We start from the raw sequence: 21,029 nt of genomic DNA, 5'->3' as shown, positions 1-21,029 counted from the left end.
TTAGGGAAGGGGCGGTTGAGCGTACCAAGCGGTCGGTCACTTTTCCCCGCCGCGGAACCGATCTCTTGACCTCACCGGTGCGCGGGCCGAGGATCACGCCATGACGGGTGTACGCGACAGCACGGTCGACGGAGTCCTCACGCGCAGCGCGCGCCGCACGCCACGGCGTACGGCGCTGCGCTACGGCGAGCGTGCCTGGACGTACGAGGAACTCGACGCCGCCGTGTCGCGCGCGGCCGGTGTCCTGCGCGACAGCGGCCTGACCCGCGGGGACCGTGTCGGCGCCTACGCCCACAACTCCGACGCCTATCTGATCGGCTTCCTCGCGTGCGCGCGGGCCGGCCTGATCCACGTGCCGGTCAACCAGAACCTGACCGGCGACGACCTCGCGTACATCGTCGGGCAGTCCGGCTGCTCCCTGGTCCTCGCCGACCCGGACATCGCGGGCCGCCTCCCGTCCGGCGTGCCGGTCCTGGCCCTGCGGGACGCGGACGACTCGCTGCTCACGCGGCTCGCGGACGCATCTGCGTTCGCGTCGTCCGAAGAGGACGGGCCCCGGGGTGGCGATCTGGCGCAGCTGCTCTACACGTCGGGGACCACGGCCCTCCCGAAGGGCGCGATGCTCTCGCACCGGGCCCTTGTCCACGAGTACGTCAGCGCTATCACCGCCCTGGACCTCAAGGAGACCGACAGGCCCGTCCACTCGCTGCCGCTCTACCACTCGGCGCAGATGCACGTGTTCCTCATGCCGTACCTGGCCGTCGGGGCGGAGAGCACCATCCTCGACGGGCCCGACGCCGAGCGGATCTTCGACCTTGTCGAGGCCGGCCGCGCCGACAGTCTCTTCGCGCCGCCCACCGTGTGGATCGGCCTCTCGCGGCATCCCGGCTTCGAGACTCGCGATCTGCGGGCGCTGCGCAAGGCCTACTACGGTGCGTCGATCATGCCCGTGCCGGTCCTGGAGCGGCTGCGCGCCAGGCTGCCGGGGCTCGCCTTCTACAACTGCTTCGGGCAGAGCGAGATCGGCCCGCTCGCCACGGTCCTCGGGCCCGCCGAGCACGAGGGGCGGCTGGATTCGTGCGGGCGGCCCGTGCTCTTCGTCGAGGCGCGTGTCGTCGACGAGGACGGGCGTGAGGTGCCGGACGGCACCCAGGGCGAAGTCGTCTACCGCTCACCGCAGTTGTGCGAGGGGTACTGGGGCAAACCGGAGGAGACGGCGGAGGCGTTTCGCGACGGTTGGTTCCGCTCCGGGGACCTCGCGGTGCGGGACGCCGAGGGGTACTTCACCGTCGTTGACCGCGTGAAGGATGTCATCAATTCGGGGGGAGTCCTGGTCGCGTCGCGGCAGGTCGAGGACGCGCTGTACGGGCACGCGGGAGTCGCGGAGGCAGCGGTGATCGGGCTGCCGGACGAGCGCTGGATCGAGGCGGTCACCGCCGTCGTCGTACGGAGTGACAAGGACCTCACCGAGGAGGAACTCATCACTCACGCACGTGGGAAGCTCGCTCGTTTCAAGGTGCCGAAGAGGGTCGTCTTCGTGGATGAACTGCCGCGCAACGCGAGTGGAAAGATCCTGAAGCGGGAGCTGCGGGACCTGTACGCCGTCGGCTGAGTCGGGGGGTCTGGCGGGTGGAGTCGGGATCAGGTTGCGGCGGGATGCCGTTCGCCGTCCTGACCGGAGCTGCTGCGGTCGGCCTCGTCCCGGGCGAGCAGGGAGAGCAGTGAGGCGACCGCCAGGTCGGCTTCGGCGGGGTGGCGAAGGACCTTGGCGGGGTCGATCTGGTATGTGTTCGTGCGTCCCTCCCGGGTGTGGGAGAGATAACCGTCCTGCTCGAGGTCGGCGATGATCTTTTGAACGGCTCGGTCCGTGAGCCTGCAGTGTGCGGCGATGTCACGGATGCGGGCGTTGTGGTTGTCGGCGATGGCCGCCAGTACGCGCGCGTGGTTCGTGAGAAACGTCCATCCAGTGTGGGGCTCCGGCACTCCATCCATGGCTCAACCCTAGTGCCTGCCATTCATGCTTTCAAAAACACGTACTCGATTTCATGTATTAGTTGACGTGCATGTCCCCGGGCGGGCAGCCTGGGAGCAGCGGAAGGCAGCGAGGTGAGGAGAGGCCATGCCGGAGCCCGCATCCACTCGGCAGCCCTTCGATGACGAGGGCGGCGAGCACAGTCAGGGCAGCCGCATCCCGATGGTCTCGTCGCCGCGGGACGGCAGCGCAGTGGGCGGCAGAAGAAGTCTGGTGGTGCGGGGAGAGCTCGACCTCGACACCGGTCAACGGCTCCGGATCGACCTGTACCGCGCGCTCACCGACACGGCCGCCGGACTCGACCTGGATCTGCGTGGGGTGGACTTCTGTGACTGCTCCGGCCTGAACCTGCTGCTCAGCCTGCGTCAGCACGCCGTGGAACAGGGCAAGACCGTGTTCATCCGCCACAGCAATTCGGCTGTGGACCGGCTGCTGGAACTGACCGGGACCGCCGGCCTGTTCGCGGCCCCGGAACCCGAGCCGGAGCCCGCGCCGCGGAGCGAGGAGACGCCCTGTCCGGTCGTGCACGAGGCGAACCAGCCCGAGGGGTCCGGTCAGGACCTGCAGGTCGTCGTGGCCCAGCTGCGCCGGGCCATGCGGACCCGGCCCACCATCGACCTGGCCCGGGGCATCCTGATGTCCACGTTCAACCTGAGCCCCGAAGCCGCTTGGGACGCGCTGGTCACGGCCTCGCAGAACACCAACACCAAACTGCATGTGCTCGCCGGGGACGTCGTCGGCACCGTCCACGGAACCGCCCTGCCCGACACCGTGCGCAAACAGCTCGACGCCGCGATCACCAAGGCGAGCCGGACGCACGCCGCCCGCCCCGCACACACGGGGCCGCGGACGGAGTCGCTGCCCGACCTGGCCGTCTCGGCGGTCGACCCCAGTCCGCCCACGGACGGCGTGCCATGACTGGCCGTCCGGCGGGAGGTGTCAGCCCCGGAGATCCACGATCCGCTTGAACTTGCCCACCGACCGTTCCAGCGTCTCCGGGTCGACGATCTCCACGCCCACCGAGACCCCGACCCCGTCCTTGACCGCCGTCGCGATCTCGCGGGCCGCGGCCTCGCGTCGCTCCGACGGCGTGTCCGCGCGTGCCTCGGCCCGCACGGTCAGGGCGTCCATGCGTCCCTCGCGCGTCAGCCGTAGCTGGAAGTGCGGGGCGACGCCCGCCGTGCGCAGCACGATCTCCTCGATCTGGGTGGGGAAGAGGTTGACGCCCCGCAGGATCACCATGTCGTCGCTGCGGCCGGTCACCTTCTCCATCCGCCGGAAGATCCGCGCCGTGCCGGGCAGCAGGCGCGTCAGGTCCCGCGTCCGGTACCGGATGACGGGCATCGCCTCCTTCGTGAGCGAGGTGAACACGAGCTCGCCGCGCTCACCGTCCGGCAGCACCTCGCCGGTGATCGGATCGACGACCTCCGGATAGAAGTGGTCCTCCCAGATGTGCAGCCCGTCCTTGGTCTCCACGCATTCCTGCGCGACACCGGGACCGATCACCTCCGAGAGCCCGTAGATGTCCACGGCGTCGATGGCGAAGCGCTCCTCGATCTCGCGCCGCATCTCCTCCGTCCACGGCTCCGCACCGAATATGCCGACCCGGAGGGAGGTCGTACGGGGATCGACGCCCTGCCGCTCGAACTCCTCCAGGAGCGTCAGCATGTACGAGGGCGTCACCATGATGATCTCGGGGCGGAAGTCCTGGATCAGCCGGACCTGCCGCGCCGTCATGCCGCCCGACGCGGGGATCACCGTGCACCCCAGGCGCTCCGCCCCGTAGTGCGCGCCCAGGCCGCCCGTGAACAGGCCGTACCCGTACGCCACATGGACCTTGTCGCCGGGACGGCCGCCCGCGGCACGTATCGAACGCGCCACCACGTCCGCCCACATGGACAGGTCCTGTTCCGTGTATCCCACCACCGTCGGCAGGCCCGTCGTGCCGCTCGACGCGTGCAGACGGCGCACCTCGGACTGCTCCACCGCGAACATCCCGAACGGGTAGTTGGCCCGCAGGTCGTCCTTGGCGGTGAAGGGGAACCGCGAGAGGTCGGCGAGCGAGCGGCAGTCGTCGGGGCGCAGCCCCGCCTTGTCGAACGCGGCCCGGTAGAACGGGACGTTCTCGTACGCATGCAACAAGGTGTCCTGGAGGCGCTCCAGCTGGAGGGCTGCGAGCTCGCGCGGGCCGAGTCGTTCGGCCGCGTCCAGCAGCAGCGGCATACGCGTCATAGGGAATGCTCCCGTCCTGAACGGGCGACCGATCATTCGGTCGTCGATCTTCTGTGGAGCTCAGTAATCCAGGCCGGACGGTGGGCGTCAAGGGATCTCGCACAGCGGTGTGAGCTGCGGCGCGAGGGTGCGGGCGGCGGCATGGGCCACCGTCATGGGCCACCGGGCGACAGCGTTGCCCGGGCGGCGCACGAGATGTGATGATCACCCCCATGCCGACATTCAGCGCGTACGACGGGACGGAGCTCGCCTACCACGAGAAGGGGGACGGCGAACCCCTGCTGTGTGTGCCGGGCGGCCCCATGCGTGCCTCCGCCTACCTCGGCGACCTCGGCGGGCTCACCGCCCACCGCCGCCTGATCCTGCTCGACCTGCGCGGCACGGGCGACTCCGCGGTGCCGGACGACCCGGCGACGTACCGCTGCGACCGGCTCGTCGACGACGTCGAGGCACTCCGCGAGCATCTGGGACTCGACCAGGTCGACCTCCTCGGGCACTCCGCGTCCGGCAACATCGCCACCCTGTACGCGGCCCGCCACCCGAAGCGGGTCCGCACCCTCGTCCTGGTCGCCCCGGCCACCCACTCCCTCGGCCTCGCCGTCACCGACCGGGACCACCGCGATGCGGCGTCGCTGCGCGCGGGCGAGCCCTGGTATCCGGCCGCCGAGGCCGCACTCGACAAGCTCGCCGCCGGCGCCGGCTTCGCGGAGGTGGCGGACGACCTCGCGCCCCTCGCCTACGGACGCTGGGACGCGGCCGCGCAGGCGCACCGCGCGGCGAGCGCCTCGGAGAAGAACGCCGAGGCGGCGGCTGCCTTCTACGGCGACGGCGCGTTCGGCCCGGCCGCCACCCGCGCCGCCCTGACGGAACTGGCCGCGCCGGTCCTCGTGCTCGCGGGGGAGTGGGACGGCGGCCCGAACCCCGCGCACGCGGAGGAGCTCGCCGGCTTCTTTCCGCACGGCGTGCGCCAGGTGCAGCCCCGCGCCGGGCACTTTCCGTGGCTGGACGACCCGGAGTGGTTCGTGCGGCGCGTCGCGGGGTTCCTCGCGCAGGATTGAGAACGACCGGCCTGACCATGTCCGAGGGAGACGTCGTGCGCCATACCCCGTCCGTCCGCCGCGTGCTGGTCACCGGTGCGCTCACCGCCGTCCTGCTCGTGAGCGGCGGCACCGCCGTCGCGGCGCCCGTGCAGCCCGCCGCCGCGCCGTCGGCGCCCGGTGCTTCCGTCGGCCCGTACGCCCAACTGCGTCCCCTCGCCGATCTGTCCGCGCGGCGCCTGGCCACCGCCGACCTCGTCGCCGCCGCCAAGTACGGCACGGACAGCCCCATCGACGACCCGGCCCGCGAGCGGCAGGTCCTGGACGCGGTGGCCGCGCAGGCCAAGGAGGCGGGCGCCGACCCTCAGGCGACCGTCCGTATCTTCCGGGACCAGATCGAGGCCAACAAGGTCGTCCAGCGGGGACTGTTCCGCCGGTGGGACGCGGACCCGGCGCAGGCGCCGACGGAACGGCCCGACCTCGCCGAGGTCCGCGAGGAGATCAACCGCGTCAACGGCGAGCTGGTGCGGTCCGTCGCGGCCTCACCGGTCGCGCGCTCGGCGCCGTACTGCGCAGGAGCGCTGACCGCCGCGGCCGCTCACGTGCGGCACGCACACCGGCTCGACGCACTGCACTCCGTCGCCCTGGGACGGGCACTGCCGTCGGTCTGCGCGGGCTGACACCCGCAGCTCGCCGCGGGGACCGCGGTAGGCGAACCGCGGCAGGAAGAACTGGGTGACGGAGCCGACGGCGACGGCGTAGAACACCGTGCCCACGCCCACGGTTCCGCCGAGCAGCCAGCCCGCGGCGAGCACGGCGAGCTCGATGAGGGTACGCACGCGGCGCAGCGAGAGGCCCGTCAGCGCGGCCGTGCCCGTCATCAGACCGTCGCGCGGCCCGGGGCCGAGACGCGCGCCCACGTAGACGGCCACGGCGAGACCGTTGAGGACCACCCCGGCGACCAGCAGAGCCACCCGCACGGGCAGGGCGAGGTGTTCGGGGACGACGAGCAGACCGAGGTCCGAAGAGACGGCGAGGACCACGATGTTGGCGACCGTGCCGAACGTGGGGCGTTGCTTCAGCGGTATCCACAGCAGCAGGACGAGCACGCCGAGGACGGCACTGATCATGCCGAAACTGAGGGGCGTGCGGCGCTCCAGGCCCTCGTACAGGACGCTCCACGGATTCACGCCCAACGCGGCCCGCACCAGGACCGACAGGCTGAAGCCGTAGAGGGCGAGACCGAGGAGCAGTTGGGGCAGTCGCCGGGAGGGGCATTCGCGCAGGGAGACGTATGAGATGGCCATTTCGGCAACTCTGTAGAGTGATTGGCCTGGAAAACACGGCCAATCCCAGGAGAATGGTGTGGTTGACGCCGATCGAACGCTGGGCGGCCGCAGGCTCGCCGGGATGCTGCCCGACCCGTCCGGCGCGCGGCCCGCCTACCGCCGTCTCGCCCACGCGATCAGCGCACTGATCCTGGACGGACGCATCGCCCTGCACGTCAGGCTCCCCGCCGAACGCGACCTTGCCGTCGCCCTCGGAACCAGCCGGACCACCGTCACCGCCGTGTACGACCTGCTGCGCGAGAACGGCTACGCCCACAGCCGTCAGGGCGCGGGCACCTGGACGGCGCTCCCCGAAGGGAGCGCGCCCAACGGCGTGCGGCGGCTCCTCGCGGCCGAGAACACCGCCGTCGAAGGCGCCGCGGCCGAGGACACCGTGATCGACCTGGCCAGAGCCGCACCGGGGCTGCCCGGCCAGGAACTCACCGACACTCTCGCCCGGATCGCCCCGCGCCTCGCCGAGCAGGCGCACACCCCCGGCTACCACCCGTACGGGCTGCCGGAGCTCCGTGCCGCCATCGCCGGGCGCTTCACCCGGCGCGGCCTGGCCACGGTGCCGGAGCAGATCCTGGTGACGTCCGGCGCCCAGCATGCGCTGACCCTCGTGCTGGGGCTGCTGTGCGGGCCGGGCGACCGCGTCCTGACCGAGAACCCGTCCTATCCGAACGCGCTGGAGGCCATGCGGCGCGCCCGTCTGCGCACGCTGTCCGTGCCCGTGACGGACGAGGGCTGGGGCGCAGACGTCGTCGAGGCGGCGTTCCGCGCATCCGTGCCGCAACTCGCCTACCTGATCCCGGACTTCCACAATCCGACCGGCTGCCTCATGCCCGAGGAGGAGCGGACACGGGTGCTGCGCGCCGCACAGCGGTCAGGCAGCTGGCTCGTCGTCGACGAGACCCTCGCCGAACTCGCCCTCGACGTGCCCGCACCCCTGCCGTTCGCCTCCCACGCCCCACCCGGCGGAGCGGCGAAACTCATCACCGTCGGCTCCATGAGCAAGACGCACTGGGCAGGGCTGCGCATCGGCTGGCTGCGCGCCCCCGCACGGCTCGTCACCGAACTCGCGGGACAGCGCGTCGCCACCGACATGGGCGGCTCGGTCCTCGACCAGCTGGTGGCCCTCGACCTCCTCGGCAGGACCGACGAACTGCTGCGGGACCGTCTGGAAGGCCTGCGCGAGCAGCGGGCCGCGCTCGGCGCCGCCTTGGACGAACACTTTCCGGCGTGGAGCTGGAGCCCGCCGCCCGGCGGCCTCTCGCTCTGGGTGGACCTGGGCGAGCCCGTCGCGTCGGCGCTGGCCGAGCGGGCCCGCGCCAAGGGCGTACGGATCGAGAGCGGCTCCTGCTTCGCCACCGATCCAGGCATCTTCGAGCAGCGGCTCCGCATCCCGTACACCGCTCCGTCCGCCACGTTGCGCGAGGCGGTGCGCCGCCTGGCGGTCGCCTCGGCGGACGGTCCCGGCCCGGCCTCCGGTGCGGCGCGGCCGCGCTGGGTGGCGTGAGGCGGGCGGGGGAGCGCGGTGTCAGGGGCGCGTCGCGGCCGCGACGTCCTCGTGCAGGGGGAAGACCTGGTCGAGCCCGACGATGCGCAGGATCCGCAGGGTGTTGGCCGGAACCGCGGCGAGGGCGATGTCCGCGTCGGCCGCCTGCGCGTGGTTGCGGGCGGCCAGCAACGCGGTGATGCCGCTGGAATCGCAGAAGTGCATCTCGGCGAGGTCGAGGACGAGGCGGTCGCCGGGCCGCAGGCCGAGGGTGGGGAGCACGTCGCGCAGCTCTGGGGCGGTGTAGTGGTCGAGGTCGCCGATGATCTGCAGGACGGGCCCCGTCGCGGAGTCACCGGTGATGATCTTCAGTGGTCGCATCGCGCTCCCAGTGCCAGCAGGGCGGTGTCGTCGTCCAGGCCCTCGCCGAGCCCCGTCAGGAGCTCAGTGAGCGCGGCGACGACGTCACCGGCGGACGTGCCGGCGTGCTCGGCGGTGAAGGCGCGCAGCGCCTCGTCCCCGAAGAGGTCCGAGCGGTCGGGGCCGGTGCGGGCCTCGGTGACGCCGTCGGTGTAGAGCAGCAGTGTGTCGCCTGGGGCGAGGGTGGTCCTGGCAGCCGTGAACTGCGGGCTGGGCAGCGCGCCGACGAGGAGGCCGCCGGGTGTGGGGAGGTACTCCGCCGTGCCGCCGCCGCGCAGGACCAGGGCCGGCGGGTGACCGCCGGAGGCCAGTTCCACGGAGACGTGACCGGAGACGGGGTCGGGGTCCAGAACGCCGAAGATGACGGTGCAGAAGCGCGGGTCGTCGCCAGAGTACCGGTCGTGGAGGACCTGGTTGAGCGTGGTCAGCGCGGCCACGGGGTCGGGGTCGTGCAGGGCGGCGGCGCGCAGGGTGTACCGGGTCAGCGAGGTGACCGCGGCCGCCTGGGGGCCCTTGCCGCACACGTCGCCGAGGAAGAACCCGAAGCGCCGGTCGTCGAGCGGGAAGACGTCATAGAAGTCGCCGCCGAGCTGGTCCGGGGAGGCCGTGTGGTAGTACGTGGCGGTGTCCACGCCGGGGATGGGAGGCAGGGCCGCGGGCAGCAGCGACTGCTGGAGGACGGCGAGCGCCTGCTGGAGCCTCTCCCGGTCGGCGCGGGCCTGCCGCGCGGACTCCTCGGCGGCCCTGCGACTGCGCAGCAGCTCCGTTTCGTAGGCGCGGCGGTCGGTGGCGTCGAACACGGTGATGCGGGTCAGCAGCGGGGCGCCGGTACTGCCGTACTTGATGACGGCGGAGACCAGGACCGGCCTGCGGCCGCCGTCGGCCTGCTTGACCTCCAGGGCCACTCCGCTGATCTCGCCCTGCATGCGCAGCAGCGGCGCGAAGTGCGTCTCGTGGTACAGCCTGCCGCCCACGGGGAGCAGGTCCGTGAACCGCAGCCGGCCCACCACCGCTTCCCGGTCGAGCCCCAGCCACTCGAGCAACGTGCTGTTGATCTTCACGACGGTGCCGTCCATCAGCGTTGACAGGTACCCGCAGGGTGCGTTCTCGTACAGATCCTCGGCGCTGTCCTCCAGGAGGGAGGCGAACACCGAGTCCGCGGAGGTTCCGCCGTCGGCCTCCTCGGGACCGGTTCCGGTGCGGCACATCACCCGAGGCCTGCCAGGAACGCGGTGATCGCCGCGTTGGTCGCCTCCGGAGCGGACAGGTGCGGGCAGTGCCCGGTCGCGTCGAGGGTGACCAGCTGCGAGGAGGGCACCGTCCGGTGCACGTAGGCGCCGACCTCGCGGGGCGCGATCGCGTCCTGCGTGCACTCCAGGACGAGCGTCGGGATGCATACGCTGGCCAGCTCGTCCCGGGTGTCCGAGAGGAACGTGGTCCGGGCGAAGACCAGGGCCATCTCGGGGTCGGTGGCGCAGAAGCTGTTCTTGAGCTCGTCGCCGAGCTCGGGACGCTCCGGGTTGCCCATGATGAGCGGAGCCATCGACGCGGACCAGCCCAGGTAGTTCGCCTCCAGGGACGCCAGGAGCTCGTCGATGTCCTCCTCGCTGAAGCCGCCGCGGTAGCCGTCGTCGTCGATGTACCGAGGGGACGGGGCGACCATCACGAGGGCCTTGATGCGCTCGGGGGCCCGCCTGGCGGCCAGGACACCGATCATGGAGCTCACCGAGTGGCCGACGAACACGGCGTCGCGCAGGTCGAGCCGCTCGCACACCTCCACCGCGTCCTGGGCGTACCCCTCCAGCGAGCCGTACCGCTCGGCGGAGAACGCGGAGAGGTCCGACCGGCCCGCGCCCACATAGTCGAACAGGACCACGCGGTAGTGCGGCTCCAGGGCGGGCACGGTCAGGCGCCACATGTTCTGGTCACAGCCGAAACCGTGGGCCAGCACCACCGTGGGCCCTTGCGGGTTACCGGTGACGGTGACGTTGTTCCTGTGGATGATGTCCATGGCTTCCATGATCTCAGACACCGGGAAGGGGCGGCCCCTTCGAGGGGGCCGCCCCAACGGCGTCGAACGGTGTCGCGGTCAGTGCTTGCCGATGTCCTTGGTCTTCTCCTTGGCCTGGCGCGCGTCACCCTTCGCCTGGTCGGCGCGGCCCGACGCGGTGAGGCGCTCGTTCCCGACAGCGCGGCCGGCCGCTTCCTTCGCGGCACCCTTGGCCTGCTCGGTCTTGGCCTTGGCCTTCTCGTTGGCGGTCATGGTCGCTCACGCTCCTTGGCATCGACATCAGGTGCTGAAGATCCGCGTGGCCGCTCAGCGCCGTGTCAAACATCGGCGACGCACTTTTTCGTCGCGTCGTCAGCCGTCGAGGAGCTTGTTCAGCTGCCGCAGGCCGTCCTCGTGGGTGTCGGCCACGATCAGGATGTCGATGACACCCGTGATCTCGAACAGTCGCTGGATGGCGCTGTGCAGGGGGCCGCAGAGGACGAAGGGGCGCTGCGCCTGCTCGTGCTCGGCGCGCGCCAGCAGGATCAGATTGAGCAGGGCGCTGTCGGCGAAGGTCAGCTCGGCGAGGTCGAGCAGGGTGGCCTCGGTGCCGCTCTCGGTCCGGGCGCGCTGGAAGGCGGCAGTGACCTCGCTCCCGTTCTCGAGGTCGATGTCGTGGCGCAACGTGACGACCGCCACCCGGTCCTGTCTGGCGAGTTCGATGCTGTTGAGGGACATGCCCCGACCTTGTCATATGCCGTAGCCGGGTGAGAATGGAGCGGTCCTTTCCATGGGTGCGACCGACCTCATTCACCAGGTACGAATGACCTTCCGGGGAAGGACCGGCAGGACGCCGTTTCACTGTTGTGAACGCGTTTCCTCCTTGTGGGGTGCAGGGGGTGTGCGCGCTGTGGGGTCGGGCATGCGAACACCAGGAAGGGTGCGATGCGGTCGCGTTTGCACGTGTGCAGGGAAAGGATCACAGCTTCATGAGCGCTCCCGAGATGCCCGACACGGTGCGGACGACCTGCGCTCAGGCCCGCGCCGAGGTGGACGCGGCACTGCGGACGGTGAGCCAGGGGCTGCCACGCGCGTCGGCACGGCGCGTGAACGAGGACGCGCTTCTGGTGGTCAGCGAGTTGACGGCCAACGCGATGCGGCACGGCGGGGGGCTCAGCGGACTGGCGGTCCGCGTCCAGGGCGGTGTCCTGCTGATCCGTGTGAGCGACCGCAGCGAGACGGTGCCTCTCCATGTGCCCGCGGACCCGGCCAGGCCGGGCGGCTTCGGCTGGCTGATGGTGCAGCGCCTCTGCTCCAGCGTCACCATCGATGTGGGGGACGGCGGCAAGACCATCGTGGCCGCTCTGGACCTGTCCGAGGAGCCCGGCCCGAAATCTTCGAAAAACTGTACGCGTGAGACGCGATCGACGGGGTAACCGTGGCGCTGCGGGGGTAAACAGCCGAGCTGAACAAGGAGCGGAACGCCATGATTACCGTGACGCAGGGGCAGACGCAGGACACGGCCACGCGTGCCGTGGAGGACCTCGTCGAGCGCGCGTACACGGACCCCTCCTCCATTGCGCCCAGGGACGCGCGTGAGGTCGGCAAGCGGTTCTTCGACCGCCTCACGCAGCTCGAGGAGGGGACGCACGAGTACCAGTACGTGCGTAACGCGCTGATCGAGATGAACCTCTCGCTGGTGCAGTACGCGGCATCGCGCTTCAAGCACCGCGGCCAGCAGGAGATGGAAGACATCATTCAGGTCGGCACCATCGGTCTGATCAAGGCGATCGACCGGTTCGAGCTCACCCGTGAGGTCGAGTTCACCTCCTTCGCCGTTCCGTACATCACAGGCGAGATCAAGCGCTTCTTCCGTGACACCTCGTGGGCCGTGCACGTCCCGCGCCGTCTCCAGGAAGCGCGCATCGAGCTGTCCAAGGCCACGGAGGAGCTGCGCACCCGGCTCGGCCGCATGCCCTCCACCGCCGAGCTCGCGGAGCTGATGCAGCTGGAGCCCTCGGAGGTCGCCGAGGCGCAGAAGGCGTCCAACGGCTACAGCGCGGTCTCCCTGAACGCCGCGGTCAACGGCCAGGACGACGAGTCCGACACGATGCTCGCCGACTTCATCGGCATCGACGAGGAGTCCTTCGAACTCGTCGAGAACTTCCACTCCCTGGCACCGCTCATCGCGGACCTGGACGAAAGGGACAGGACCCTCATCCACCTCCGCTTCGTCGAGGAGCAGACCCAGCAGCAGATCGCCGACACCCTGGGCTGCTCGCAGATGCACGTCTCCCGGCTGCTCTCCCGCGTCGTGAGCAAGCTCCGCGCGGGCCTCCTCACCACCGACTGATCCGCGGCTCACCCCTCCGCCACGACGAAGGCCCCCGCACGACCGCTTCGGTCGGGCGGGGGCCTTCGTCCGCTAGCCCTGGGCGGCCACCGTCTTGGCCCAGCGGTAGTCCGCCTTGCCGCTGGGGGAGCGCTGGATGTGGTCCGTGAAGACCACGGACCTCGGGATCTTGTAGCCGGCGAGCAGAGCGCGGCAGTGGGTCTGCACCGCCTCCAGGTCCAACGGAGCCGCTCCGTCCCTGAGCTGGACGACGGCGGCCACGTGGCTGCCCCACCGCTCGTCGGGCACCCCGGCGACCAGCGCGTCGTACACGTCGGGATGCGACTTGAGGGCCTGCTCGACCTCTTCCGGGTACACCTTCTCGCCGCCTGTGTTGATGCACTGCGAGCCCCGGCCGAGCACGGTGACGATGCCGTCCTCGTCCACCGTCGCCATGTCCCCGAGCAGCACCCAGCGCTCGCCGTCCTTCTGGAAGAAGGTCTCGGCCGTCTTCCTGTCGTCGTTGTAGTAGCCGAGCGGCACGTGGCCGCGCTGCGCCAGACGGCCGGGCACACCCACCGGCACCGGCTCGTGCGTGACCAGATCCACCACCTGCGTCCGCTCGTTGACCTCCAGCCGGAAGCCCTTCTCCGGGCCGGAGTCGTCGGTGGCCTTGCCGTTGGAGCCCGACTCGGAGGACCCGAAGTTGTTCAGGAGCAGCACGTTCGGCGCGAGCTCCTGAAACTGGGCGCGGACCGTCTCCGACATGATCGCCCCGGATGAGGAGACGCTGAACAGGGAGGACAGGTCGGTGCCCTTGAGCGGGCCGCGCAGCGCGTCGATGAGCGGCCTGAGCATCGCGTCGCCGACCAGCGAGACGCTGGACACCCGCTCCTTCTCGACGGTGCGAAGGAGCTCCTCGGGGACGTACTTGCGGTGCAGGGCGACCCGCTGCCCGTAGTTGAAGGCGATGAACGAGGTCAGGGTCGATGTGCCGTGCATCAGCGGCGGCGCGGGGAAGAACGTGATGCCGGGCCCGCCCGCCGCGACCCGCTCGGCGAGCTCCTCGGGCCGCTTCACCGGCTCGCCCGCCGGCTCCCCGCCGAAGAGCCCGGCGAAGAACAGGTCCTCCTGGCGCCACATGACGCCCTTGGGCATGCCTGTCGTGCCGCCCGTGTAGATGATGAACAGGTCGTCGGCCGAGCGGGGCCCGAACCCGCGCTCCGGCGACCCCGCCGCCTCCGCGTCGGCGAACGCCACCACGTCGAGCGCGGGGGCGTCGGCGGGCGGCTCGCCGACCCGCACCAGGTGCCGCAGCTTCTCGGTGCGCGGCAGCGCGGCCGCGACCCGCCCGGTGAACTCGGCGTCGAAGACGAGCGCCGCGAGGTCGGCGTCGCGGTAGAGGTAGACCAGCTCCTCCTCCACGTACCGGTAGTTCACGTTGACCGGTACGAGCCGTGCCTTCAGGCATGCCAGGACCGTCTGCAGGTATTCGACGCCGTTGTACAGGTGCAGGCCCAGGTGTTCGCCGGGGCGCAGACCGCTGTCGACGAGGTGGTGGGCGACGCGGTTGGCGGCCGCGTCGAGCTCGGCGTAGGTGAGGCGGTGTTCCGCTCCCGTGCCGGGGTGGTCGATGTAGACGAGCGCCTCGCGGTCGGGGACCACGTCGACGACCGACTCGAACAGGTCGGCAAGGTTGTACTCCACCGCACTCCTCCTGACCCCGGTGTCCACACTGACGTCTCGCTTGGCGGTCATCAGAGCAGAGGGGCCCCCAAGTGGGAAGGGTCCCTGCGGAAGAAAACTGACTGAGTGTCAGAAAACTATTGAACTGGCTCCCCGGCTACTGCAACCTGTTCCAGGTCTGCAGCCGACAGGCCGGCCGCGCGGGCGGCCGTCGATGGAGGGAGCACGGCCATGGGCGGGACGGAACGCGGTACGGAACACCTCTCCGTGCGGCGCGAGGGCGCCACACTGATACTCACGCTGAACAGGCCCGAGGCGAAGAACGCGCTGTCGCTCGCGATGCTCGTCGGCCTGTACGACGGGTGGGTCGAGGTCGACGAGGACGACGGGATCCGCTCCGTCGTGCTCACCGGCGCGGGCGGCTCCTTCTGTGCGGGCATGGACCTCAAGGCCCTCGCCGGCAACGGCATGGAGGGCGAGCAGTACAGGGACCGGCTGAAGGCCGACCCCGATCTGCACTGGAAGGCGATGCTCCGCCACCACCGCCCCCGCAAGCCCGTCATCGCCGCCGTCGAGGGGTACTGCGTGGCGGGCGGCACGGAGATCCTGCAGGGCACGGACATCCGCGTGGCGGGGGAGTCGGCCACGTTCGGCCTCTTCGAGGTGAAGCGGGGGCTCTTCCCCATCGGCGGCTCGACCGTACGGCTGCCGCGGCAGATCCCCCGTACCCACGCCCTGGAGATGCTGCTCACCGGGCGGCCCTACGCGGCGGCGGAGGCCGCGGCGATCGGGCTCATCGGGCACGTGGTGCCGGACGGCACGGCCCTGGAGAAGGCCCTCGTCATCGCCGAGCAGATCAACGCGTGCGGGCCGCTCGCCGTGGAGGCGGTGAAGGCGTCCGTGTACGAGACCGCCGAGATGACCGAGGCGGACGGCCTCGCGGCCGAGCTGAAACGGGGGTGGCCCGTCTTCGACACGGCCGACGCGAAGGAGGGCTCCAGAGCCTTCGCGGAGAAGCGGGCGCCCGTTTTCCGGCGTGCGTAGGTCGCTCTTGTACTGCGGGCCTGTCGTGGCTGGTCGCGCAGTTCCCCGCGCCCCTGAAGAGGCGCCCCCTTCCCCTCGTCGCCCGGAAACGGAGTCCCCGTCATGACGTCCGTCCCCTCCCCAGAAGTGCTGCGTGCTCCTCTCGTCGTCGAGTTCCCCTTCACCCGCTCGCTCGGGCCCGTGCAGAGCGCCTTCCTCACCGGGCTGCGCGAACGCACCGTGCTCGGTGTGCGGACCGGCGACGGCCGCACCCTCGTCCCGCCCGTCGAGTACGACCCCGTGACCGCCGAGGAGATCCGCGACCTCGTCGAAGTCGCCACCACCGGCACCGTCACCACCTGGGCCTGGAACCACGAGCCGCGCCGCGGCCAGCCGCTGGACACCCCGTTCGCCTGGGTGCTCGTCAAGCTCGACGGCGCCGACACCGCCCTGCTCCACGCACTGGACGCGCCCGGCCCCGACTCCGTGTACACCGGCATGCGGGTCCGCGTCCGCTGGGCCGGTGAACGCGTCGGCGCCATCACGGACATCGCCTGCTTCGAGGCGTACGACGGGGAGGCGGCCCGGACCGGGACCGCACCGCACACCGGCGCGTTCGACGACCCCGTCACCGGCATCGTCGCAGCCGCACGCCTCGACTACACCTACTCGCCGGGCCGCGCCCAGTCCGCGTACATCAACGCGCTCTCCGAGCGCCGGACCGTCGGCGAGCGCTGCCCGTCCTGCCGCAAGGTGTACGTTCCGCCGCGCGGCGCCTGCCCGACCTGCGGGGTCGCCACGGTGGAGCGCGTGGAGGTCGGGCCGCGCGGCACCGTCACCACGTACTGCATCGTCAACATCAAGGCGAAGAACCTCGACATCGAAGTCCCCTACGTCTACGCGCACATCGCCCTCGACGGCGCCGACCTGGCCCTGCACGCCCGTATCGCGGGCATCCCCTACGACCAGGTCCGCATGGGACTGCGCGTCGAACCCGTCTGGACCGAGGGCGGCCGCTACCCCGACCACTACCGGCCCACGGGCGAACCCGACGCCGACTACGACACGTACAAGGAGCTGGTCTAGATGGCGCCCCACGAGCGGCCGCACGTCGCCGTCGTCGCCTTCGCGCAGAGCGACCACCTGCGCACCACCGACGAGCTCTCCGAGGTCGAGATGCTCATGCCGGTGCTGCACGAAGTCCTCGCCGCCACCGGCCTGAAGACCAGCGACATCGGCTTCACCTGCTCCGGCTCGTCGGACTACCTCGCGGGCCGCGCCTTCTCCTTCACGATGGCGCTCGACGGGGTGGGCGCCTGGCCGCCGATCAGTGAGTCGCACGTCGAGATGGACGGCGCCTGGGCCCTGTACGAGGCCTGGGTGAAACTGCAGACCGGGGAGGCCGACACCGCGCTCGTCTACTCCTACGGCAAGTCCTCGCCCGGCTCGGTGCGCGACGTGCTCACCCGCCAGCTCGACCCGTACTACGTCGCCCCGCTCTGGCCCGACTCCGTGGCGCTCGCCGCACTGCAGGCACAGGCGCTGATCGACGCGGGCGAGACCGACGAACCCGCACTAGCCGGGATCGCGAGCCGGAGCCGCACGGCCGCCGCCGACAACCCGCACGCGCAGCTGAAAGGCGCGGTCGCGCAGGGCGATTACGCCGTACGTCCCCTGCGCACCGGCGACTGCCCGCCGATCGGCGACGGTGCGGCCGCCGTGATCCTCGCCGCGGGGGACCGCGCCCGGGAGCTCTGCGAGCGGCCCGCGTGGATCAGCGGCATCGACCACCGCATCGAGGCGCACGGCCTCGGCGTGCGCGACCTCACCGCATCGCCCTCCACCCGCCTGGCCGCTGAACGCGCCGGAGTCTTCGAACGGCCCGTCGACACGGCCGAGTTGCACGCCCCCTTCACCTCGCAGGAAGTCGTCCTGCGCAAGGCCCTGCGCCTGGCCGACGACGTCACCGTGAACCCGTCCGGCGGCGCGCTCGCCGCCAACCCCATGATGGCCGCCGGGCTCATCCGGATCGGCGAAGCCGCCGCACGCATCCACCGGGGCGCCTCGGACCGGGCCGTCGCCCACGCCACGTCCGGACCCTGCCTCCAGCAGAACCTGGTCGCCGTCCTGGAAGGAGAGACCCGTGACTAAGGAACCCGTGGCCGTGGTCGGGATCGGCCAGACCAAACACGTGGCCGCACGCCGTGACGTGTCGATCGCGGGCCTGGTCCGCGAGGCCGCCCAAAGCGCTCTTCTCGACGCCGAGTTGACCTGGGCCGACATCGACGCCGTCGTCATCGGGAAGGCGCCGGACTTCTTCGAGGGCGTCATGATGCCGGAGCTGTACCTGGCCGACGCGCTCGGCGCCGTCGGCAAACCCATGCTCCGCGTCCACACGGCGGGCTCCGTCGGCGGCTCCACGGCGCTCGTCGCCGCGAACCTCGTCGCCGGGCGCGTCCACGGCACCGTCCTCACCCTCGCCTTCGAAAAGCAGTCGGAATCCAACGCGATGTGGGGCCTCTCGCTGCCCGTCCCGTTCCAGCAGCCGCTGCTCGCGGGCGCGGGCGGATTCTTCGCGCCGCACGTTCGGGCGTACATGCGGCGCACGGGCGCCCCCGACACGGTCGGCTCCCTCGTCGCGTACAAGGACCGGCGCAACGCCCTGAAGAACCCGTACGCGCACCTCCACGAACAGGACATCACCCTGGAGAAGGTCCAGGCGTCGCCCATGCTCTGGGACCCGATCCGCTACTCGGAGACCTGCCCGTCCTCCGACGGCGCCTGCGCGATGATCCTCACCGACCGTGCGGGCGCTGCCCGTTCACCCCGGCGGCCCGCCTGGATGCACGGCGGCGCGATGCGCAGCGAGCCGACGCTCTTCGCCGGCAAGGACTTCGTCTCGCCGCAGGCGGGCAAGGACTGCGCGGCCGATGTGTACCGGCAGGCAGGCATCGCGGACCCGCGCCGGGAGATCGACGCCGTCGAGATGTACGTGCCGTTCTCCTGGTACGAGCCGATGTGGCTGGAGAACCTGGGCTTCGCCGAGGAGGGCGAGGGCTGGAAGCTCACCGAGTCCGGGGTCACGGAGCTGGACGGCGACCTGCCGGTCAACATGTCGGGCGGCGTCCTGTCCACCAACCCCATCGGCGCCTCCGGCATGATCCGCTTCGCCGAGGCGGCACTTCAGGTGCGCGGCCTGGCGGGGGAACACCAAGTGGACGGAGCGAGCAAGGCACTTGGGCACGCCTACGGAGGCGGCTCGCAGTTCTTCGCCATGTGGCTCGTCGGAGCCGAACCGCCCACGGGCTGACGGCGACCGCCGACGCCGGACGGACCGAGGAGCTGCCACCGCGGCCTGTCCGGCGCCCGGAGCGAAAGCTAGGCTGACGGCCGGACCGACGCATTCGGGAGGAGCACGGACGTGGCCGACAGCACCACTCAGCAGCATCCGCTCGCGGGCTGGGACAAGCCGGAGCTCGACCTCAGCACGGCGGACTGGCGATCGAGCAGCGAGGGGCGCGGAGACGTCGAGATCGCCTTCGTCGAGGGCTTCATCGCCATGCGCAACAGCGGCCGCCCGGAGAGCCCTTCCCTGATCTTCACCCCGGCGGAGTGGGGAGCCTTCGTCCATGGCGCCCGGGAGGGCGAGTTCGACCTGACGTAGCACGCGCCCTCGACGGTCTTTGGTCCCTGCCGGGCACGTGACCTTCGACTCTCGCCGCGAGCCCCGCACTGCACGAGGCTGAAGCCATGAGCAGCGAACCGGTCGGCAGCGTGAGCAGTGGGTCCGTGAGCGGCAAGGGGCCGGACGACGGCGGTGGGCCCGTCGTCGTGGCCGTGGACGGTTCGGGAGGCAGCGGCCGCGCCCTGGAGTGGGCGCTGGCCGCCGCCGCGCTGCGCGACGTGCCACTGAAGATCGTGCATGTTCGGGGATACGACGTACCGCTGGTCGACGGCCCCTTCGCGTCCGTGGTCGAGCGCGGCGAGAGCGACCCGGTCGTGGACTGGGCCCGCGAGTCCCTCGTGGGGCGGGCCGGTCTGCCCGAGCTGGAGTTCGTCACGGTGGACGGCAGCCCGGGGCGCGAGCTGCCGCGGCTCGGTGCCGGGGCGGGCCTGCTGGTCCTCGGCTCCCGGGGCAGGGGCGGCTTCGCCAGCCTGTTGCTCGGGTCGAACGGCCTGGCGTGCGCGCGCGAGGCGGCCTGCCCTGTGGTGGTCGTGCCGCGGCCGGCTCCCGCCGATCCCGGGAGCCCGGCACCGGACGCGGGGCCGCGTGTCGTCCTCGGCCTGTCGGCCCCGGCGCCGGACGAGCACTCCGTCGCGTTCGCCTTCGCCGAGGCCGAGCGGCGCGGGGCGCGGCTCCAGGTCGTCGTCGCCTACCCGTGGCCGGTCCTCAGCGCCACGCCCGCCGGAGAGTTCGTGATGAAGGCCGTCGCGGACGAGGAGACGGAACGGGACTACGCCGACCTCGCCGACGATCTGCTCACCCCGTACCGCGAACGCCACCCCGACGTCCCGGTGGACATGTGCATCGCCCCGGGCGACGCGGCCCGCCACCTCGTGGACGCCTCGCACGCCGCCGACCTCGTGGTGGTCGGCCGCCACCGCCGCAGGCTCGCCCCCGGCCGTATCCTCGGCTCCGTCACCCACGCGGTGCTGCTGCATGCGGCGTGCCCGGTGGCGGTGGTGCCGCCGGAGACCCCCGCGGCGTAGCGGAACCGCCGTCGTCCGCACCGGCCATGTGACGGAGGGCGCGACCGGGTCCGCTCCGTGGCTGGTGGGGCGGGCGTCGGTGCCTCGGGACGCCGTCGCCCCCGCGCCGGAACGCCCCGCAGGCCACGTACCATGGGCGCATGTCCTTCCTCCGCCGCCGCAGCTCCGCCACTCCCGCGGGCCCGGACTTCGATGTCCTGGCCATGGACCCCGGTGACTGGCCCGGCAATCTCGGCGCGGGCCTCCTGCCCGCCCCCGACGGCAGCTGCCAGGGTGTCTTCCTGCGCTACGACCTGTTCGGCGGCCGCGGCCCCGCGATGATCATCGGCAACCTCCCCGAGGGATCACCCGCGCGCGAGACCGCCGAGGGCGAGGTGCCCTTCGAGGTGGCCCAGCTGCTGCTCGCCCTGGAGAACGACGAGGACGTCACCGTCGTCTCCAGCGAGGACGTGCCGGTGATGCAGGGCGACAACCTCCTCATCGTGCGCCGCCTCAAGCTCTCCGAGAGCCGCATCTCCTGCGTGCAGTTCGACCGCAGCGACAACGTCCTGGTGACCATCGCCGCCTGGGACCGGCCGATCACCGACGACCTGTACGCGCTCCTGAAGCCGCTGCCCGCCGAGCTCTTCCAGCAGGGCTGACAGCGCCGCCGACCGACCTCCACGCACTGCCCCGTTCCCTCCTCGGGACGGGGCAGTTCCGCGTCGTGCTCCCGAACGGTCCCGCAGGACTCCTGTCGAC

The 21,029-nt window shown here is 71.3% G+C and carries 22 protein-coding genes and 1 pseudogene; 14 read left to right on the top strand and 9 right to left on the bottom strand.

The annotated features are described in order from the left end of the window. The first annotated feature begins 100 nt into the window (after positions 1 to 100). Positions 101 to 1,612 (top strand): acyl-CoA synthetase, encoded by a 1,512-nt coding sequence (locus DEJ48_RS02215; RefSeq protein WP_150213951.1) that lies wholly within the window; start codon positions 101 to 103, stop codon positions 1,610 to 1,612. Positions 1,613 to 1,641: 29 nt separating this feature from the next. Here DEJ48_RS02215 and DEJ48_RS02210 read toward each other — a convergent pair whose 3' ends face one another. Continuing rightward, positions 1,642 to 1,992, bottom strand: a complete 351-nt coding sequence (locus DEJ48_RS02210) for a helix-turn-helix transcriptional regulator (RefSeq protein WP_150213949.1) — start codon at positions 1,990 to 1,992, stop codon at positions 1,642 to 1,644. A gap of 127 nt (positions 1,993 to 2,119) precedes the next feature. On the opposite strand from DEJ48_RS02210, the gene DEJ48_RS02205 reads away from it, so the two are divergent. Then, on the top strand, positions 2,120 to 2,950 hold the full coding sequence (locus DEJ48_RS02205; protein WP_223831843.1) for an ANTAR domain-containing protein: 831 nt from the start codon (positions 2,120 to 2,122) through the stop codon (positions 2,948 to 2,950). A gap of 21 nt (positions 2,951 to 2,971) precedes the next feature. Here the strand turns inward: DEJ48_RS02205 and paaK are convergent, their stop codons facing one another. Then, positions 2,972 to 4,255: a phenylacetate--CoA ligase PaaK gene (paaK, locus tag DEJ48_RS02200; RefSeq protein WP_150220895.1), complete on the bottom strand. Its 1,284-nt coding sequence runs from the start codon at positions 4,253 to 4,255 to the stop codon at positions 2,972 to 2,974. 221 nt (positions 4,256 to 4,476) lie between these two features. On the opposite strand from paaK, the gene DEJ48_RS02195 reads away from it, so the two are divergent. Beyond that, entirely contained in the window at positions 4,477 to 5,322 is an 846-nt protein-coding gene (locus tag DEJ48_RS02195) for an alpha/beta fold hydrolase (RefSeq protein WP_150213947.1), read from the top strand. A gap of 17 nt (positions 5,323 to 5,339) precedes the next feature. After that, positions 5,340 to 5,819: pseudogene (aroQ, locus tag DEJ48_RS02190) on the top strand (gamma subclass chorismate mutase AroQ); the annotation flags it as partial. A 24-nt stretch (positions 5,820 to 5,843) separates the two neighbouring features. Here the strand turns inward: aroQ and DEJ48_RS41000 are convergent. Continuing rightward, positions 5,844 to 6,608: a YczE/YyaS/YitT family protein gene (locus DEJ48_RS41000; protein ID WP_411757413.1), complete on the bottom strand. Its 765-nt coding sequence runs from the start codon at positions 6,606 to 6,608 to the stop codon at positions 5,844 to 5,846. Between the two features lie 58 nt (positions 6,609 to 6,666). Between DEJ48_RS41000 and DEJ48_RS02180 the strand changes: the two genes are divergently transcribed. Beyond that, positions 6,667 to 8,148, top strand: coding sequence for a PLP-dependent aminotransferase family protein (locus DEJ48_RS02180; RefSeq protein ID WP_317850896.1), 1,482 nt, complete (start codon positions 6,667 to 6,669; stop codon positions 8,146 to 8,148). Between the two features lie 21 nt (positions 8,149 to 8,169). On the opposite strand, the gene DEJ48_RS02175 is transcribed toward DEJ48_RS02180, so the two are convergent. The 5 genes from DEJ48_RS02175 to DEJ48_RS02155 all read right to left on the bottom strand — a co-directional run bounded on the left by DEJ48_RS02175 (position 8,170) and on the right by DEJ48_RS02155 (position 11,275). Continuing rightward, positions 8,170 to 8,508, bottom strand: a complete 339-nt coding sequence (locus DEJ48_RS02175; RefSeq protein WP_150213943.1) for an STAS domain-containing protein — start codon at positions 8,506 to 8,508, stop codon at positions 8,170 to 8,172. After that, positions 8,496 to 9,755 (bottom strand): PP2C family protein-serine/threonine phosphatase, encoded by a 1,260-nt coding sequence (locus DEJ48_RS02170; RefSeq protein ID WP_150213941.1) that lies wholly within the window; start codon positions 9,753 to 9,755, stop codon positions 8,496 to 8,498. The genes DEJ48_RS02175 and DEJ48_RS02170 overlap by 13 nt, the downstream gene beginning before the upstream one ends. After that, positions 9,755 to 10,558 (bottom strand): alpha/beta fold hydrolase, encoded by an 804-nt coding sequence (locus DEJ48_RS02165; protein ID WP_150213939.1) that lies wholly within the window; start codon positions 10,556 to 10,558, stop codon positions 9,755 to 9,757. The genes DEJ48_RS02170 and DEJ48_RS02165 overlap by 1 nt, the downstream gene beginning before the upstream one ends. A 78-nt stretch (positions 10,559 to 10,636) precedes the next feature. Next, positions 10,637 to 10,810 (bottom strand): CsbD family protein, encoded by a 174-nt coding sequence (locus tag DEJ48_RS02160; protein ID WP_150213938.1) that lies wholly within the window; start codon positions 10,808 to 10,810, stop codon positions 10,637 to 10,639. A 99-nt stretch (positions 10,811 to 10,909) separates the two neighbouring features. Continuing rightward, positions 10,910 to 11,275 carry an STAS domain-containing protein gene (locus DEJ48_RS02155; protein WP_150213936.1) on the bottom strand — a complete coding sequence of 122 codons (366 nt, stop codon included), beginning with the start codon at positions 11,273 to 11,275 and terminating at the stop codon, positions 10,910 to 10,912. 251 nt (positions 11,276 to 11,526) lie between these two features. Here DEJ48_RS02155 and DEJ48_RS02150 point away from each other — a divergent pair, with 251 nt between their 5' ends. Together DEJ48_RS02150 and DEJ48_RS02145 are read left to right on the top strand one after the other, a co-directional pair. After that, positions 11,527 to 11,973 carry an ATP-binding protein gene (locus tag DEJ48_RS02150; protein WP_150213934.1) on the top strand — a complete coding sequence of 149 codons (447 nt, stop codon included), beginning with the start codon at positions 11,527 to 11,529 and terminating at the stop codon, positions 11,971 to 11,973. 50 nt (positions 11,974 to 12,023) lie between these two features. Then, positions 12,024 to 12,890: a SigB/SigF/SigG family RNA polymerase sigma factor gene (locus DEJ48_RS02145; RefSeq protein WP_150213932.1), complete on the top strand. Its 867-nt coding sequence runs from the start codon at positions 12,024 to 12,026 to the stop codon at positions 12,888 to 12,890. A 72-nt stretch (positions 12,891 to 12,962) separates the two neighbouring features. Here the strand turns inward: DEJ48_RS02145 and DEJ48_RS02140 are convergent, their stop codons facing one another. Next, positions 12,963 to 14,576 carry an acyl-CoA synthetase gene (locus tag DEJ48_RS02140; RefSeq protein ID WP_150213930.1) on the bottom strand — a complete coding sequence of 538 codons (1,614 nt, stop codon included), beginning with the start codon at positions 14,574 to 14,576 and terminating at the stop codon, positions 12,963 to 12,965. 210 nt (positions 14,577 to 14,786) lie between these two features. On the opposite strand from DEJ48_RS02140, the gene DEJ48_RS02135 reads away from it, so the two are divergent. The 7 genes from DEJ48_RS02135 to DEJ48_RS02105 all read left to right on the top strand — a co-directional run bounded on the left by DEJ48_RS02135 (position 14,787) and on the right by DEJ48_RS02105 (position 20,929). Beyond that, the gene (locus DEJ48_RS02135; RefSeq protein WP_150213928.1) at positions 14,787 to 15,599 is read left to right on the top strand and encodes a crotonase/enoyl-CoA hydratase family protein; all 813 of its coding nucleotides are present in this window, start codon (positions 14,787 to 14,789) and stop codon (positions 15,597 to 15,599) included. Positions 15,600 to 15,701: 102 nt separating this feature from the next. Beyond that, on the top strand, positions 15,702 to 16,664 hold the full coding sequence (locus DEJ48_RS02130) for a Zn-ribbon domain-containing OB-fold protein (protein WP_150213926.1): 963 nt from the start codon (positions 15,702 to 15,704) through the stop codon (positions 16,662 to 16,664). Beyond that, positions 16,665 to 17,729, top strand: coding sequence for a thiolase domain-containing protein (locus DEJ48_RS02125; RefSeq protein WP_150213924.1), 1,065 nt, complete (start codon positions 16,665 to 16,667; stop codon positions 17,727 to 17,729). Further along, a complete protein-coding gene (locus DEJ48_RS02120; protein ID WP_150213922.1) occupies positions 17,722 to 18,888 on the top strand; it encodes a thiolase domain-containing protein in 1,167 nt (388 codons plus the stop codon). Before DEJ48_RS02125 ends, DEJ48_RS02120 begins: the two co-directional genes overlap by 8 nt. Positions 18,889 to 18,999: 111 nt before the next feature. Further along, the gene (locus DEJ48_RS02115; protein ID WP_150175171.1) at positions 19,000 to 19,242 is read left to right on the top strand and encodes a DUF397 domain-containing protein; all 243 of its coding nucleotides are present in this window, start codon (positions 19,000 to 19,002) and stop codon (positions 19,240 to 19,242) included. 86 nt (positions 19,243 to 19,328) lie between these two features. Beyond that, positions 19,329 to 20,288 (top strand): universal stress protein, encoded by a 960-nt coding sequence (locus DEJ48_RS02110; RefSeq protein ID WP_150213920.1) that lies wholly within the window; start codon positions 19,329 to 19,331, stop codon positions 20,286 to 20,288. Between the two features lie 140 nt (positions 20,289 to 20,428). Next, positions 20,429 to 20,929, top strand: a complete 501-nt coding sequence (locus tag DEJ48_RS02105) for a hypothetical protein (protein ID WP_150187755.1) — start codon at positions 20,429 to 20,431, stop codon at positions 20,927 to 20,929. Positions 20,930 to 21,029 lie beyond the last annotated feature (100 nt).

The organism is Streptomyces venezuelae (assembly GCF_008642315.1).
Classification (GTDB): domain Bacteria; phylum Actinomycetota; class Actinomycetes; order Streptomycetales; family Streptomycetaceae; genus Streptomyces; species Streptomyces venezuelae_D.
This window is presented reverse-complemented; position numbering and strand designations above follow the sequence as displayed.